Annotated in this window: 12 protein-coding genes; 7 read left to right on the top strand and 5 right to left on the bottom strand. The window is 43.2% G+C overall.

Annotated elements, in window-relative coordinates; genetic code table 11:
- The first annotated feature begins 1 nt into the window (after position 1).
- A complete protein-coding gene (locus I1A42_RS18085) occupies positions 2-1,177 on the top strand; it encodes a pectate lyase family protein (protein WP_196124301.1) in 1,176 nt (391 codons plus the stop codon).
- Positions 1,178-1,416: 239 nt separating this feature from the next.
- Complete coding sequence (locus tag I1A42_RS18080) at positions 1,417-2,586, top strand: ROK family protein (RefSeq protein ID WP_196124300.1); 1,170 nt, start codon at positions 1,417-1,419, stop codon at positions 2,584-2,586.
- A gap of 87 nt (positions 2,587-2,673) precedes the next feature.
- Here the strand turns inward: I1A42_RS18080 and I1A42_RS18075 are convergent, their stop codons facing one another.
- Positions 2,674-4,227, bottom strand: coding sequence for a DUF1593 domain-containing protein (locus I1A42_RS18075; protein ID WP_230389651.1), 1,554 nt, complete (start codon positions 4,225-4,227; stop codon positions 2,674-2,676).
- A 730-nt stretch (positions 4,228-4,957) separates the two neighbouring features.
- Between I1A42_RS18075 and I1A42_RS18070 the strand changes: the two genes are divergently transcribed.
- Together I1A42_RS18070 and iolB are read left to right on the top strand one after the other, a co-directional pair.
- Entirely contained in the window at positions 4,958-6,466 is a 1,509-nt protein-coding gene (locus I1A42_RS18070; protein ID WP_196124299.1) for a CoA-acylating methylmalonate-semialdehyde dehydrogenase, read from the top strand.
- An 89-nt stretch (positions 6,467-6,555) separates the two neighbouring features.
- Entirely contained in the window at positions 6,556-7,374 is an 819-nt protein-coding gene (iolB, locus tag I1A42_RS18065; protein WP_196124298.1) for a 5-deoxy-glucuronate isomerase, read from the top strand.
- Between the two features lie 99 nt (positions 7,375-7,473).
- Here the strand turns inward: iolB and I1A42_RS24805 are convergent, their stop codons facing one another.
- The 4 genes from I1A42_RS24805 to I1A42_RS18045 form a co-directional block, all read right to left on the bottom strand.
- On the bottom strand, positions 7,474-7,851 hold the full coding sequence (locus tag I1A42_RS24805) for a DUF4430 domain-containing protein (protein ID WP_161154335.1): 378 nt from the start codon (positions 7,849-7,851) through the stop codon (positions 7,474-7,476).
- A 230-nt stretch (positions 7,852-8,081) separates the two neighbouring features.
- Positions 8,082-9,131, bottom strand: a complete 1,050-nt coding sequence (locus tag I1A42_RS18055; protein WP_196124297.1) for an NAD(P)-dependent alcohol dehydrogenase — start codon at positions 9,129-9,131, stop codon at positions 8,082-8,084.
- Positions 9,132-9,399: 268 nt separating this feature from the next.
- Positions 9,400-10,230 carry a MurR/RpiR family transcriptional regulator gene (locus tag I1A42_RS18050; protein WP_161154339.1) on the bottom strand — a complete coding sequence of 277 codons (831 nt, stop codon included), beginning with the start codon at positions 10,228-10,230 and terminating at the stop codon, positions 9,400-9,402.
- A 193-nt stretch (positions 10,231-10,423) separates the two neighbouring features.
- Positions 10,424-12,346, bottom strand: coding sequence for a bifunctional 5-dehydro-2-deoxygluconokinase/5-dehydro-2-deoxyphosphogluconate aldolase (locus I1A42_RS18045; protein ID WP_161154340.1), 1,923 nt, complete (start codon positions 12,344-12,346; stop codon positions 10,424-10,426).
- Between the two features lie 336 nt (positions 12,347-12,682).
- Between I1A42_RS18045 and iolD the strand changes: the two genes are divergently transcribed.
- The 3 genes from iolD (at position 12,683) to I1A42_RS18030 (ending at position 16,660) form a co-directional block, all read left to right on the top strand.
- The gene (gene iolD / locus I1A42_RS18040; protein WP_196124296.1) at positions 12,683-14,623 is read left to right on the top strand and encodes a 3D-(3,5/4)-trihydroxycyclohexane-1,2-dione acylhydrolase (decyclizing); all 1,941 of its coding nucleotides are present in this window, start codon (positions 12,683-12,685) and stop codon (positions 14,621-14,623) included.
- Between the two features lie 97 nt (positions 14,624-14,720).
- Positions 14,721-15,602: a sugar phosphate isomerase/epimerase family protein gene (locus I1A42_RS18035; protein WP_196124295.1), complete on the top strand. Its 882-nt coding sequence runs from the start codon at positions 14,721-14,723 to the stop codon at positions 15,600-15,602.
- Between the two features lie 170 nt (positions 15,603-15,772).
- Positions 15,773-16,660, top strand: a complete 888-nt coding sequence (locus tag I1A42_RS18030) for a DMT family transporter (RefSeq protein ID WP_196124294.1) — start codon at positions 15,773-15,775, stop codon at positions 16,658-16,660.
- Positions 16,661-16,957 lie beyond the last annotated feature (297 nt).

The raw sequence follows: 16,957 nt of genomic DNA, 5'->3' as shown, positions 1-16,957 counted from the left end.
CATGGCAACACACTATTTATCTCTCGCTTGGAAACCATGTATTCATACAGCACTGGCGGCTCTTGCGTTTGTTTCAGCGTCAGCGCTGGCAGCGGATAATACCCAAGCGATTATTCACCAAAGCGCGCCCAGCAATGGCTGGGCCGCCATGAATGGTGGCACCAGCGGTGGCTCCCGAGCGAGCGCAGAGCACATCTATCACATCACATCTAACGATACATTCCGTCAAGCACTTAACTCAGCAAAGGGACAAGCAAAAATCTTGCTGATTGAGGCTAGCATTGACCTCAGTGGCGGTCAGCCCTACACCAGTTTTGCCGACCAAAAGCGGCGCTCTCAAATTAGAATTCCGAGCAACACCACAATTATTGGTATGACTCAATCTGCTGGGTTCAAAAATGGTTCACTGATTATAAAAAAAGTGCATAACATCATTGTGCGTAATATCGCTATTGAAACGCCCGTCGATGTCGCCCCTCATTTCGAAAAAGGCGATGGCTGGAATGCCGAGTGGGACGGAATGAACATTACCACAGCAAACAATGTGTGGATTGATCACATTACCATTACTGATGGTAGCTTTACCGACAGTATGTATCAGCATAAAGACGGATGGAAATACGTTCAACATGATGGCGAATTGGATATAAAGCGAGGCAGCGATTATGTGACTATTTCAAACTCTGTGTTTGAAAATCATGACAAAACCATGCTCATCGGTCATAGCGACCATAATGGCAAACAAGACCAAGGAAAACTCCATGTTACCTTAGTTGACAATGTGTTCCGCAATGTCATCCAACGTACACCTCGAGTTAGGTTTGGTCAGATCCATGCATACAACAACGTCTTTTTCGGTAATAAAGACGCCAAAAACTATCATTACAGTTATTCATTTGGCATGGGATCAGAAGGGAAAGTATTGTCAGAAAACAATCTCTTCCAAGTCGCTCACCTCTCCAATCCTTGTGATATTTATAAGGATTTAAGTCACGGACATTTTGGCCAACTGGTTGACAGCGGATCACTCGTTAATGATAAACCGCTCGATCTGAATGCTTGCGGATTAAAGCAACAGGCTAAATGGTCACTTCCCTACCATTATCAACTCAAACCGGTTGCCGAGCTAACCACACTAATTAAGCAGGCAGGAGCGGGAAAACTGTTTTCAAGTTAGTCACTTACATAGACTCAACCGAGGTGGGCATCACGCCCACCTTTTCTGTTTGTTTTACGCCACGCCAGAACTCACACAAAATATAACTAACCAGTTGAAATTACATAATTTGTCGGGATTGGGACATGCTACCTATTATTTTAATCTGCTAATAGAATACAGTGTTCGAAACCTGTTATAGTGCTTCTCATGAATAACATAATTTTGCTCATCGCAATGGATATGGATACAGAGGTGTAATGACAGATATAAACGGTAAGAACCAGGTGATTGCACTGCTCAGACGCCAACCTCTGTCACGAGTTGATTTAGCCAATCAAACCGGCTTAGTTAAATCATCGCTGACAAAGATCACTCAACAACTCATAACACAACAGTTAGTTGAAGAAGTGCCTGAACATGAAAGCACCGCTAAATGCACTAAAGGCCGACCAAAAACGCTATTAAGGTTAGTCGCAGGTAAAAATGTGAGCATTTGTTGCCACTTATCGATCGAAGGGCTGTACGTCATTTTGATCGATCATACCAACAAGATATTAGGGCATGAAAAAATTTCTTGGGATCTACCTAAAGAAAAGCGAGTATTTGAAGCGAAAGAGTTAGTAGCGATCATTAAGCAACATGGCAAAAAACTGTGCCGTCAGCATCATGTCCCTTTTAATGAGCTTCGTATTGTTACCGTCGCGACACAAGGCAAAATTGCGCAACGTAGCGGTGTCATTCACTCGAGCCAATTATTTAAAGAGCGCCATTTCAATTTTGCAAACTTGATTGAACAAGAGCTTGGATGTCCAGCAAAAATATTCAACATTGCATTTTGTAATACCACTCAATTACAGATTAACTACAGTCGTATCCGCAACTTTGTTGATCTCTTGCTTGCCTATGGAGTAGGTATTGGGATCAGTATCGATGATAAAATCATGCTCGGCCCTGATGGTACCGCACCTGAAATTACTCATATGAACTACAAACGCGATGGTAATCCTTGTTATTGTGGTGCACATGGTTGCTGCGAAACATATGTCACATATCGCGCTATCATTCAGCAGATCGAGGATAGTACGGGAAAAACGATTCCTGGCGCCGATTACAAAGAGCAACTGAAATATATTTCAACTCAGGTAACCGAAGGCAATCGTCCGTATATCGATGTGGTTAACAAAGCAGGTGAAGCCTTAGGCTTTATCATTGGGCAGTTTACTACTGTGTGGGATATCCATGACGTGATTTTATCGGGTCCTGTGGGTATTTTATACGATCACTTAAAGCCTGTTATTTTACGGCAGCTCAATGAAAGTAACGATTTCAAATTCGCTGAGTCCAAACTTAACCTTTGGTACGAAAAAGACCATAACCTCCCTTTTTACGGACTTATTGAACTGACCAACTCGTCTTATCAAGTATAAGTGGTAGCCCACGATTAATAGATCAAAAAGAGGCATCATCATGCCTCTTTTTTCAATCACTTGTGCCATTTTGACAAGGAATCACCCCTAGTCATTTTTGACTTTAATAATCACTCGACGATAACTGGTCAATTGAGGCTGCCCATTATCAGTCACTTCCAAAATAACTTGAGCCTCACCTCCGTTAGGACAGGTTGCATTGGGTAAAGTAAGCCATCCTTCACGACATGCTTGGTTTATCTTCACGCGTGCTTTTGCTTTATCCGCATCCTGAACGGTGATGTCTGCAATGCCCGGTTGATTCGCGATCCCAGAGAACCCCGCCTCTTTATAATTGAACCAGTGATAGGTTAAATCGTTATCATCAGGATCACTACTTTCTGTAGCATCGAGAGTGACGGTTGCCCCTGGTTGCGCCTGAATATAAATCACATCCTTAGAGCTATTACTATTCACAACCGCCACTGGCTGATGATTTGCCTCATCAAATGGTTTGACCGTCCAGTCCATTCTAGCCGCAAAATCATTTTGGAACGCATCTCGCCAGCGCCAAATTGTCGCTTGATCTGAGGTGTATTGTTTACCGTCCATACCTGTTACTGTATCTGAAGACGTTATACGGCTGAACCAATCTCCCCCTTGAGTCCAAATAGCATGCTGTTCACCATAAGGTTGACGGTAGATATAACGGCCACCCCACCCACCCCAACTTGGGTTACGAAAACTGTTTAGACCATTTTGGGTTAAGCCTAAAAAGGCAGGGGTATCGCCTTCCATAATGAACATGTATTTCAGATAATGTTTACCTAGTGGACCTTTACGAATGTGTGTTTCCAACCATTCATTGGTCACATGGCTGAAATCTGCACCTGCACCATTTTTATAATATTTATCCCCAGCAATCCCAGTCCACGTTGCAGATGAATACTCACCGCCATCAGGAGAAGACGGTTTTACAATATAGAATAAGTGAGGGAAATGTTGCCGAATCCATGGGCCCGCATCATCTTGGTCAGAGATGGAGTAAACACGAAGTTTAGACACAAACGCCGCCAATTCATCAGCACTGCGCGTCTCTTTTACTTGGTAGAGTGCTTGCGCTAGGGTATTTGCACCACCCCATACCGTCACCCATAAAGGTCGATCATCTTGTTTGTCTACCGCAGCAATTAAGTTTTTCGCCCCTTGTGATAACTTCCCTTTGCCAACATCAGCCATACCATATCCCGGTTGTCCGGTACTCACTACCGCCTTCAGAGCTTTGGCTGTAGGCCAGCCTTGGGCATTTTGCATTAAATTAGGACGAACCTGTTGGTAAGCATCAATAATATGGTTGATGGTATCTTTTTCACGTTTTGCCCGCTGCCAAACTGATGTGGTAGCGACAAGTCCTTCAATATCGACCTCATTTGAATAAGTCAGCAAGCGAACCATCGACATTTGATCATCGGGTTCATTACCAATATCAGACAATACAAAAATGCGGGTATGACCCGTATACTGATCGACATGGTTTGGTTGATAACTGTGAGCTTGAACAGTCAGCCCATAGCTAGACATCACTAACGCAGCTAAAGAAGAGAACGCCCACTTTTTGGCCGACATTAACATCGCAGAAGTAACGTGTTTGTGTTTAGTCATAGAATTAACCTTTTGTTTGGGTGTTAGGAGTGACAGAACACTTCGAACGAAAGAATGACATTTATGCCGTGATTTTTCTTAAACTGTATTCTTTGATGAGCACAGGATCGTATATTCGGAGTTCACTTAGGCATAAGGAAGAACAGAGCTGAAGAAATTTGGCTATTGGAAGGAATATGACCACTTAATTCATACTGCCATGATAACGTATGCACTGATTATTTCAGCTAGACGCATCACAATTGTGACTGTCTGCCGCTTTAAAAATAGAAATTTTATTCCAAAATTAACGACAACAATGAAAATCGCTGCATTTCATTTCTTAATGAACATTCCATTTTTGACCCAATTCTTTTGATCTCCCTTGACCATTTTTCGTTCCTCACTCAGTTTATCGTCCCCGTTTTTATCGATTTGAATACGCTATATAACACACTCCCAAAATAAGAAAGAACGATAACTTCCACATTAATCATATAATTACAGTGGTTTGGCTCACATAAAACCGCTCATTTCTGCTATTAAGTCTAATCTTAACGTTTTTCCCATCAAAACGAGCGGATCATCACAAAGCCAAAAATGAAACAACAAATTAATGACCAATAATATTGAAATATTTATTTCGAAATAATAAATTATCACCATCGTTTTCGAATGAAGCCAACCACGAGAACCAAAACGCACAGTTCGATAACGCATTTTCCAAACAACGAAACAAAAGGAACTAGATATGAACACGGTCGGCAATTTTATTGGTGGACGTACTCAAGTCAGCCACACAGGCAAAACTGAACCTATTTATAACCCAGCAACAGGTCAAGTGATTGCCCAACTGACTCAAAGTAGTGATGATGAAATTCGCGCTGCAATTGATACAGCAGACAAAGCATTCCCATCATGGTCGGCAATGACTCCACTACGCAGAGCACGCATTCTGTTTAAATTTAAAGATTTGCTCGAAGAAAATCGTACAGAACTAGCAAAAATCATTTCTGAAGAAAACGGCAAAGTATTATCAGATGCTCAAGGCGAACTTACTCGTGGTATTGAAGTTGTTGAATTTGCCTGTGGTATCCCACACCTATTAAAAGGTGAGTTTTCGAACAACGTAGGTACTAATGTCGACAGCTTCTCTGTCATGCAACCTCTTGGTGTTGTTGCTGGTATCACGCCATTTAACTTCCCAGCAATGGTACCGATGTGGATGTTCCCAGTTGCCCTTGCTTGTGGTAACACTTTCGTCTTGAAGCCACCTGTCACAGCACCATCTGCAGCCATGAAAATGGCAGAACTGCTAAAAGAAGCCGGCCTTCCTGATGGTGTCTTCAACGTGATCCACTGCCCTAACGACAGTGCAGCGATTCTTTCTGAAGATCCACGCATTCAAGCGGTAAGTTTTGTTGGTTCATCTGCTGTTGCAGAAATCGTTTACAGCACAGCAAGTAAACACGGTAAACGCGTTCAGGCCTTTGGCGCAGCGAAAAACCATGCGATTGTCATGCCGGATGCCGATCTTGATTCTTGTGTTGATGCCATCATGGGCGGTGCTTACGGCTCTGCTGGTGAACGTTGTATGGCACTACCAATTGTTGTTGCTGTCGGTGATGACACCGCAGACAAACTGATTAGCCAATTAACACCAAAAGTACAAGCTCTACAAATTGGTGCAGGTATTCCTGAACCAGGCCAAAAAGACAAAGACATGGGCCCACTAATTTCTAAAGCTCACCAAGAAAAAGTGCTAGGTTACATCAACATTGGTGAACAAGAAGGGGCTAAATTGGTTGTCGATGGTCGCCACCATGAAGTGGCAGGATACCCTGATGGCTATTTCGTTGGCGGTACGCTATTTGACGATGTGAAACCAGGTATGCGTATTCACCGCGAAGAAATCTTCGGCCCTGTACTCGGTATTATCCGCGCACCAGATTATGAAACAGCCCTTGAAATCGTAAATAGCAGCGAATACGGTAACGGTAGCGCGATCTTTACTACTAATGGCCAATACGCTCGTGACTTCACTATGCGTGTACAAGCAGGTATGGTCGGCGTTAACGTTCCAGTTGCTGTACCAATGGCTTATCACTCATTTGGTGGTTGGAAACGTTCAATCTTTGGTGCGCTACACGTACACGGTCCAGACGGCGTTCGTTTCTACACTCGTATGAAAACCATTACAACACGTTGGCCAAATGGCGAACACAGCATTGCTGAGTTCAGCATGCCAACGCTAGGTTAAACTAATAACCCCAAAGCCATAGGAGCTGTAGCGTGCTCTGAATAGCACGCTACAACTTCCCATTCGACAGGGAAAATAAGGAGTCTCCAGTGAGTAACTTACTATCGAAATACCAAAAACCGAATGGGGAAGGCCTCATTCAACATATCACTCCAGAAAACGCAGGTTGGAAATATGTTGGTTTCGATGCTTATCAACTGACTAAAGGTCAAACCATCACACTAGAAAGTGGCGATCGTGAGCTATGTTTGGTGTTGATCGCTGGTAAAGCAAAAATCACCACAAGCAAAGAGTCTTTTGGGGAAATTGGCCAACGTATGGATGTATTTGAAAAAATACCAGCCTACTCTGTCTATGTCCCACATGATGACAAAGTAGTCGTTGAAGCCACAACAAAACTTGAATTAGCCGTATGTAGCGCCCCTAGCCAAGGCAACTTGCCAGCTCGCTTAATCGGCCCTGATGACGTCAGTGTTGAATACCGTGGTAAAGGTCGCAACAAACGTCACGTACAAAATATTCTGCCAGAAACAGAACCAGCAGATAGCTTGCTAGTGGTTGAAGTTTATACCGCAGAAGGTGATACCAGCTCATACCCTAGCCACAAGCATGATACCGCTTCTGATACTGAAACTTATTTGGAAGAAACCTACTACCACCGCTTAAATCCAGCGCAAGGTTTCTGTTTACAACGTGTTTATACTGATGAACGTGATCTCGATGAAACCATGGCGGTTTACGATCATGATGTTGTTAAAGTACCACGCGGCTACCACCCTGTAGCCATGTTAGCGGGTTATGACGGCTATTACTTAAACGTAATGGCAGGTCCTATCCGCCAATGGAAATTCACTTGGGAAGATGATCATTCTTGGATCAACACCGACGCTTACCCTAAAGAAGACTAGGTAGGTTTATACTCAGTCTCCTCAAGCTGCTGGGTATAATTTATTGCGGCCAGATTGTCACCCGACTGGCCGCCTTTTTTGTTTGCTTCATTTATTCCACTACGAGTGCAACTTGTCTCTTTTTGTTTGTGACTGCATCCATTCATCATGTTCGTTCGGATCAAACTCAATGTAGCGCATGTTAATCACATCGTTATCGTGTAAATCTAAATTATCAATCCCAACCATGGCCTCTTGGTTATTCACCAAAAACTCCCAGAAGAAATACGGATGTTCTCCAGGCTCGTAGGTATCATAAGTATCGTTGATCATATCAACCAAGTACCCTAGATTAGCGCCATAGTATTCTAGTGAATAAGAAAACTTGCTTGCATCATCGATAATATCGTAAGCCATTTCTAACGCTTGTTGTGCATTCATTGGATGAAGATATTCAATCTCCACTAGGGGTTTGTCTTGAATATTAATTGTGATCACTCGACCGCTCCCTTTTCGTTAATTATCAAATAAAAAGCATAGTCTACGGTTTAATTAAACAACAAGAATGGGATCACGAACTGGTTAACTGATTGTGCTAAAAAGCCTTTGCTGTGCCCTTCTACTGTTCATTTCACGCAAATAAAAAGCCCCCAATAATTGGTGTCCAACTATTGGGGGTCGCTTTATTCTACTAATGGCCTTTTTATCGCCATTCTTTCATCATTGAATTAGGCGGCGGTTAAAGAACCCATATCAATCACAAAACGGTGCGCTAAATCGCCTTTTGCTAAGCGTTCAAATGCAGAGTTGATTTCATCAATCTTAATCATTTCGCATTCTGGATACACATTGTGCTTCGCGCAGAAATCCAACACTTCTTGAGTTTCCGCAATACCACCAATGAGAGAGCCCGCAACACGGCGGCGGCCAAACACGAGAGGTACTGACATTAGCTCTTCTAAAGGCCCTACTTGCCCGACAATAACGAGTGAACCGTCAACATCTAATAACGGCGTGTAGATATTCACATCGTGCTTAGTTGGCACAGTATCGATGATTAAATCAAACGCATTGAGTGATTGTTGCATCGCTTCATTATCGGTGGATGCTAAGATCCCTTTCGCCCCTAGCGCTTTTGCTTCGGCTTCTTTATTGTTCGAGCGACTGATCACCGTCACTTCAGCATCCATTGCGACGGCCAGTTTAACCGCCATATGCCCTAAACCACCAAGGCCGATAACACCAACCCGAGTGCCTGCTTTCACATTCCACGTACGCAGCGGTGAAAATGTCGTAATACCTGCACATAGAATCGGCGCCGCGCGCGACATATCCATGTTGTCTGGAATACGTAACACAAACTCTTCACGGACCACAATGTGTTTTGAGTAACCACCTTGAGTGATTTCCCCAGTTTCACGATCAGGAGCCCCGTAGGTTGGCGTCATACCATGACGACAGTACTGCTCTTCACCGTGCTCACACTGGTCACATTCTTGACAAGAATCCACCATACAACCAACAGCGACTTTATCACCTACTTTATAGGTTCCCACGTCGTCACCAATTGCAGTCACTATTCCGACAATTTCATGTCCAGGGACTAAAGGATATGGCTGAGGCCCCCAATCACCATTTACGGTATGTAAATCTGAGTGGCACACACCGCAATAGGTAATTTCAATTGCGACATCATTGCCGCGTAATTCACGACGTTCAAAATGATATGGAACCAATTCAGAATCTGCAGAATGTGCTGCATAACCTACTGTTTTCATTTTCGCTTCCTTTGAATTTAGCTATATGACTTTTGCAATAGAACGGCTCGAATCATTCTCTGTAGTCTCTTTTACTGAAAAAACTAAAGAGTATTCAATGAGGACGAATATTACTTTTATGAATAAATAATCTTAGTAGAAATTTAAGTGGAAGTGACTGCCTGATAGTCCGAGAATTCTGCCTAATTCTATAATATTTGCCAGATGCTATTTCATAAAACGAAAAGAGCGCCATCATGTGGCGCTCTATATACATTGCACTTAGCAGTTATTTGGCGTTATCAACGGCCATAGACAGCATGAGAGTCTGTGCCAAGCACATAGAAGAGATTTGCGAACGGAAGCCGTCCATTTGTGCTTCACGAATCACAAAAGACACATCACTAAAGGCAGAAAGTGGGCTGACCATACTATCGGTAATCGCAATCTGTTTGGCGCCCTTTTCAACACCTAATTGGACCAAATCGACCACTTCTTTAGAATAAGGTGAATAGCTAATGGCAATCACGACATCGGTCGGTTTCACTAATGCCAATTGTTCACGGAACATGCCGCCTAAGCCATCAATTAAAAAGGTTCGACGTTCCAAGTGGCGGAACGCGTAAGTTAAGTAAGAAGCGACACTAAAAGAACGCCTTAAACCAATCACGTAGATATTTTCCGCGTTATTGAGTAACTCAACGGCGAGCGCCAAATCCTCTTTATTAATGGAGTTAGGTAACTGTTTAAGTGCCGTGGCGTTCACCATGCTGAACGTTTTTAAAATCTCACTGGGCGATTCTGGTGCATCCATACCGTCATCATTGGTTTGACGATATAGCTTAACTCGTTCGGTATAACTTACGGTATCTTCCATCAAGTTATCCCGGAATACTTGTTTCATTTCATTAAAACCATCATAGCCAAACGCATTCGCAAAACGAATTAATGTAGAAGGTGGAACATCGGCTTTTTTGGCTATTTCCGCTATGGTATCAAAAGGAATCGTACTGCTATTATCTAGCACATATTGTGCGATCTGCTTTAAACGTTTACTTAAACTACTATAACGAGCACGGATCTCTTCCTGTAGCTCCGCAAGTTGTGTTGTTGTTGTCATAATGTTTGTCATCTATGCTTCTGTTAATGAATAGAAAGCCCAAATAAGATTAAATTTGACGAAGGTGTTCCGGTTTTTATTTTTTTAATACAAATATTTCACGTTCCGTGTGGAACTATAAAGGAAATGCTCTCAAATTTCTATCTTAGGTGATAAAAAAGCCAGCAAAATGCTGGCTTTTTAAAACGATGGTTTATTTGGCAGGTCTTACTTCACGCCAATAACCAATCAAGCGTAGATAGTTTTCTGAAACTGCTTGAATCAGTTGATAATCATCATATTCACCAGCCAACCATTGCTTCGATGGTTCACCGAAGATAGTACGGCCAACCGCGAAACCTTTCACTTTTTCTACATCTTTCGCGTTAGCAAAGCCAGCTTTCAACTCATCACTTGGAGCATCAAGACCAAGAATAACGATGCCACGGCAATATGGGTCATATTGGTCAATCAAACCACTGATAGTATCCCAATTTGCTTTTTCTTTTAGTGGAGGAAGTTTCCACCAATCCGGTTTCACGCCCAAATCGTAGAAGCGCTGTACAATCGTTGCGTAGTGTTTTTCATCTTTATCAGCTGAATCGGCTGGAAGAATCAATTCAAGAAGCAATTCATGGCCAGATTGGCAGCATGCTTGATACACTTCTGTCACCAATGCTTCTTGCTCTTCACGCATCGCTTGTGTGTCATTTGGATGGTAGAAGAACAGGCATTTCACAACATGTTCTTGTGGCCATGAAATCAGTTGAGAACCGATATTACCGTGTTCTAAGCGCAGTGGACGAGAACTTGGCATTTCAATTGGTCGACCGATCCACCAGTTATTACCAGTAATTTCATTCAATGCATCTTGGCCAAAGGTCGTGTCCGCCAAAATACCACTGGAGTGATTCAGCCCTGCCGCTTCTGCCGTTTGGCGTGCAGCTTGTAGTAATAACTGTTTCAACTGTGGAATGCGACTTTCATCAGCGCCAACTTCTTCACACATATCTGTTAATTGACGACGATGGTCAAACGCGAAGACACACAATTCAGGCCATTCTTGTTTGCGTGTAGTCACACGGTGTAAGTGATTCAAAAGTTCATCTTTATCAGGGCGAGGAACATCTTTATCACGTAGTAAGTAATTGTCCAGCTCAGCTTTAGTTGGCATAGCAGGTGCACAACCATGGCGAGAAACCACCAATGCACCACAAGCGTTTGCGTAACGGCAGCTTTGTTCCCAACTTTCGTCGTTTAAGTAGCCACGTAGCAAGCCAGACATAAAGGCATCGCCAGCACCTAACACGTTCAGTACTTTGACTTTGACGCCACTTTGTAGCGCAACGTCATCCCAGCTTGCTGGAATTGGACCTTCAAATACAGAACAGCCATCCGCACCGCGTTTACACACCAACGCTGCATCAGTAAATTCACGGACTTTACGTAGCGCGGCCAATGTATTTGTGGTACCACCGGCAATATGGAACTCTTCTTCTGTACCGACAATAAGGTCGAAGTTACCTAATACTTCTTGCAATGATTTAGTCACTGCATCAGATTCGATAAAACGTGTTTCACCGTCGCCTAGAGAAGTTAATCCCCATAAAACAGGACGATAATCGATATCAAGCGCACGTTTTAGACCATGTTTTTTAGCATATTCTAGTGCTTTTAGTACCGCACCACGGGTATTTGGGTGAGACAGGTGAGTACCTGTAATCGCCAATGCACGAGATGATGCGATGTAGTTTTCATCGATATCATCTTCACACAATGCCATGTCTGCACAGTTATCACGGTAGAAAATCAATGGGAAAGTGTCTTGGTCTTTAATCCCTAGAATCACTAATGCAGTCAATCTTTCTTTATCTGTAATCAGACATTGGGTATCACAACCAACACGTTGCAATTCTTCGCGCAAAAAGCGTCCCATGTGCTCATCACCGACACGAGCCAGCATCCCTGATTTTAAACCTTGAATAGCTGTACCGTAAGCAACGTTACCAGACGATCCCCCTAGGTATTTAGAGAAAGAATTCATGTCTTCCAAACGTGAGCCAATTTGTTGTCCATATAAGTCTAATGCGACGCGACCTATACAGATGACATCCAGTTGTTTATTCACCTCGTTCATCTTGCAATCCTCATACTCGTAGATGCGATGGGATTATTATTAGGAATAAAAATTTCATTTTCAACGAATTTTGAAACAACTTGAGCTATTCATTTCATTTTCCTTTAAAAAATTCCACTTTCATCACAATTCAAAAACAGCACACCTATAGATAAAGCCTTTATATACAGTGAACTAGCGTTAAAAATCGCTTAATTTGATCCACCTCTCACAATGAAATATTAATTTTATTTTCTATTCCAATGAAAAAATAGCTGCTTATAATGGACTCGTTGATTGATATGAATATCTACCCTATTTCAACCCGCTCGGTTGTCGTGAACAGGAACCAAGACAATGAAAACAATTCGACTCACAGTGGCTCAAGCCTTAGTAAAATTTCTGGACAATCAGTACGTCAGTGTTGATGGACAAGAAATTAAATTCGTTAAAGGCATTTTTGGTATCTTCGGGCACGGAAACGTGTTGGGACTCGGCCAAGCCTTAGAACAAAATGCAGGGGATTTGGAAATCCACCAAGGACGTAACGAACAAGGTATGGCACATGCTGCCATCGGTTTTGCAAAACAGTCTTTACGTCAACAAATTTATGCGTGTACTTCCTCTATTGGTCCTGGTGCTGCCAACATGGTAACAGCTGCAGCAACTGCAACTGCTAACCACATCCCATTATTGCTACTACCTGGTGATACTTACGCAACTCGCCAACCAGATCCCGTTTTACAACAAGTAGAACAACCTCATGATTTGAGTATCAGTACTAATGATGCCTTCAAACCGGTATGTAAATACTGGGATCGTGTGACTCGTCCAGAACAGTTAATGACAGCTTGTATCAACGCGATGCGTGTATTGACCGATCCTGCAGACACAGGCGCAGTCACTATTGCTCTACCACAAGATGTGCAAGGTGAAGCGTACGATTACCCTGATTACTTCTTTACTAAACGCGTTCACCGTATTGAACGTCAAATCGCGACAGAAGAATCGTTGCAAGATGCTGTTGAACTGATTAGCGCAGCGAAAAAACCTCTGTTGATTTGTGGTGGCGGTTTGAAATACGCACAAGCTGGCGACATTCTTAGCCAATTTAGCGAAAAATTTGCGATTCCATTTGCTGAAACTCAAGCTGGTAAAGGGACATTAGTTTCAGAACACCCTTATAACGTGGGTGGTATCGGTGAAACTGGCTGTCTGGCAGCGAATACACTGGCTAAAGAAGCGGATTTGATTATCGGGGTGGGTACTCGTTATACCGACTTCACTACATCTTCAAAATGGATTTTCCAAAACCCAGACGTCAAATACGTCAACATTAACGTTAGCCGCTTTGATGCCTTCAAGTTGGATGGTGTACAAGTGGTTGCCGATGCAAAACAAGCACTAACCGCTCTTGGCGACAAACTGAATACCACAGGTTATCGCGGCGGTTGGGCTGATGAAATTCAATCCGTGCAAAATGAGTACATTAAAGAACGTCAACGTTTATACGCTGTTGAATTTAATGAAAAAGAGTTTGTTCCTGAAATTGATGACCACTTACCACGTGAACAAGTATTTAAAGAGTTCCAGGCCTTAACTGATTCAGTGCTTACCCAAACCCGCGCATTAGGCATGGTGAATGATTTAATCCCAGAGAATTCAGTGATTGTTGGTGCTTCAGGTAGCTTACCTGGCGATTTACAACGTATTTGGAAGACTCGTAGTCCAAACAGTTACCACGTTGAATATGGTTACTCTTGTATGGGTTACGAGGTCAATGCTTCTTTAGGGGTCAAATTGGCCAACCCAGAAAAAGAAGTATTCACATTGGTAGGGGATGGCGCATTTATGATGCTTCATTCTGAGTTGGTCACCTCGATTCAAGAACGCCAAAAGATCAACGTCATCGTATTCGATAACATGACCAATGGTTGTATCAACAACCTGCAAATGGAACACGGTATGGACAGTTTCTACACAGAATTCCGCTTCCGTGACCAACGTGCAGACCGTTTAGACGGTGGTTTTGTCCCAATGGATTTTGCCAAAATTGGTGAAGGCTATGGCTGTAAAACCTACCGGGTGACTACTGTAGAACAACTTAAAGCCGCGCTAGATGACGCAGTAAAACAAGATTGCTCAACCGTGATTGATGTAAAAGTTCTACCAAAAACCATGGTGCATAAATACTTTAGCTTCTGGCGTGTCGGTGTCGCTCAAGTATCAGAAAGTGACCGTATTAATGAAATCACTAAAGTGATCAACGAAAAAGTCAGTCAATCAAGACAGTACTAAGCCTGAACGGATTAGTTGATAAGACCTATCGATATTACTAACTAAGAGGGGCCGTAAGCCCCCTTAATTCCTACCCTACGTAAAGGAGCGGTTCAAAATGAAAATTGCTTTCGACGTCGATGTTATTCGCCCATTGGGCATCACCCAAATGGTGCACAAAGTCGCAGACTGGGGCTACAAATACATCGAACAATCTCCTCACCCACAGATCAACCCATTCTACCGTCACCCTAAAGCGGGCCGTGACATCATGAATGAATATAAACGTGCGCTACGTGAAACTGGCGTAGAAATCTCATCGTTTATTGTGGTGTATCGTTGGTCTGGTCCAGATGAAGCTCGTCGCCAAGCGGCAGTGAAAAACTGGAAACGTATGATTGAAATCGCCGTTGAGATGGGCGTTGAAGTCATCAATACCGAACTATCGGGCGATCCTAATCAACCAAAAATCTGTGAAGAGATGTGGTACAAATCCATGGAAGAAATTCTTCCAATCGTCGAACGCGAAGGTATTCGTATCGAAATCCAATCACACCCTTACGATTTCTGTGAACTAAACAACGAAACCGTTGATCTTGTACAATCACTGCGCAGTGATAACGTCACTTATCTGTACAGCTCACCACACACTTTCTTCTATGATAAAGGTAAAGGCGATGTTCGCTCTATGATCGAATACTGTGGTCAGGACCTTTCTCATGTGTTGATTGGCGATACCTACAATCACACGAAACCAAACCGCTACATTGTTAACCCACCGGGTGTGGACGCAACGATCCACCAACACGTTGGTATGGGTGAAGGTGAAGTCGACTTCGATGGTATTTTCCAAGGTCTACGCGATACCGGTTTTGCTCAACGCAAATTTAAAGTCGGTGGAGACCCTATTGTGGCAGCGGCTCTATTTGGTTTCCCTGAAAAAATGGATGTCCAAGCAATAGAAACGCGCGAACGAATTGAACGTGAGCTTTTGCTCTGATGTGAGGTGCGCATCTCATCACTCCCAACTCTTGAGATAACGCACAACTAAGGTGGCTTTCCTTTGGGAAGGCCACTTTCTTTTTATTCTCTTAAGCATTAATGAACCATCACAGATTTGTCGATGTGAAACCATCATCATTGATGCAAATTAACTTAAGCATGAACGATATGAAACAGCAGCGAAGCGCCGATTTACTTCTTTTATTGACTACTTTTATCGCCGGTTGGGGTTGGATTTTTTCCAAAGAAGCGACCGTTGAAATGCCTATTTTTGGTTTTATTGGCCTGCGTTTTACTGCCGGTGCCATTATTATCGCTTGTCTTGGCTTTCATGCCTTCAAAGGCATCACATCCAAACAATGGGGCTACATGCTCATTGGGGGATTACTCCAAGCAATATCAATCGATTTCTGGATGTACGCAGTAGCCACCGCCACTACCCTTGGCGATGGTGCATTTATTATGAGCCTGTCGATGCTCATCGTCCCGCTGCTTGATCTTGTTTGGCTCCGTACAATGCCCTCAAGTGCATACTGGCGTTCATTACCGATTGCGATATGTGGCCTCGGATTACTGACCTTCAATCACAACGCGTCATTTTCTCCCTCGCAAGGCTGGTTTTTAATCGCTGCTTTAACTCAAGCGGTCTATTTCCGCTTCAATAGCTACTTTTCTGCACGCGTTCCCGTCACGCCACTGACGTCGATCCAACTGGCGGTAACCGGTATAGCCTCACTAATTATTTCCGGAATTTGGGAACACTGGCCAAGCCACTTCTCGACTGAAACTTGGAGTTGGTTTGTTGCCAGTGTCGTCATTGCCACCAGCTTACGTTTTTGGATTCAACTACGTGGACAGAAGAACACGTCACCAACCAATGCTGCCGTCATCATGATTATGGAGCCAGTATTCACCTTATTAATTTCGGCCTACTGGTACAGCGAACAATTGCCAGCCAACAAACTCGCTGGTTGTTCATTGATCTTATGTGCTCAATTGTTCTATCGATTTACGCTTCACCGACAAATGAAGCATCGCGATGCACACCCTGTTTAAAAACAGTAAAGGGCGTGTAGAACTAAAATGCCCAACACTGCCGTTGCCGAGCTTGGTCTGTGCTCTTAGCGACCGTGCTGAATCCTGCACCTAATCCATTAAGGTATATTCATATTTTTACATAAATTAATAACACTATATTAACTTAACAGGTTTAATGAAGAGTACAATCGATTGCATAACTACTGTTAAATAAGTGCTAGCCTTGCCCTCATTGCTCGCCTCTTATCAGGACAGGCTCGCTAACGCCACTCGTTAACCTAATGCTCGCACTAGGTTTCGTTACGTTTGCCTTGT

It is taken from the genome of Vibrio nitrifigilis (genome assembly GCF_015686695.1).
GTDB lineage: Bacteria > Pseudomonadota > Gammaproteobacteria > Enterobacterales > Vibrionaceae > Vibrio > Vibrio nitrifigilis.
The sequence above is the reverse complement of the archived record's forward strand: the minus strand, read 5'-3'. Positions and strand labels throughout refer to the sequence as shown.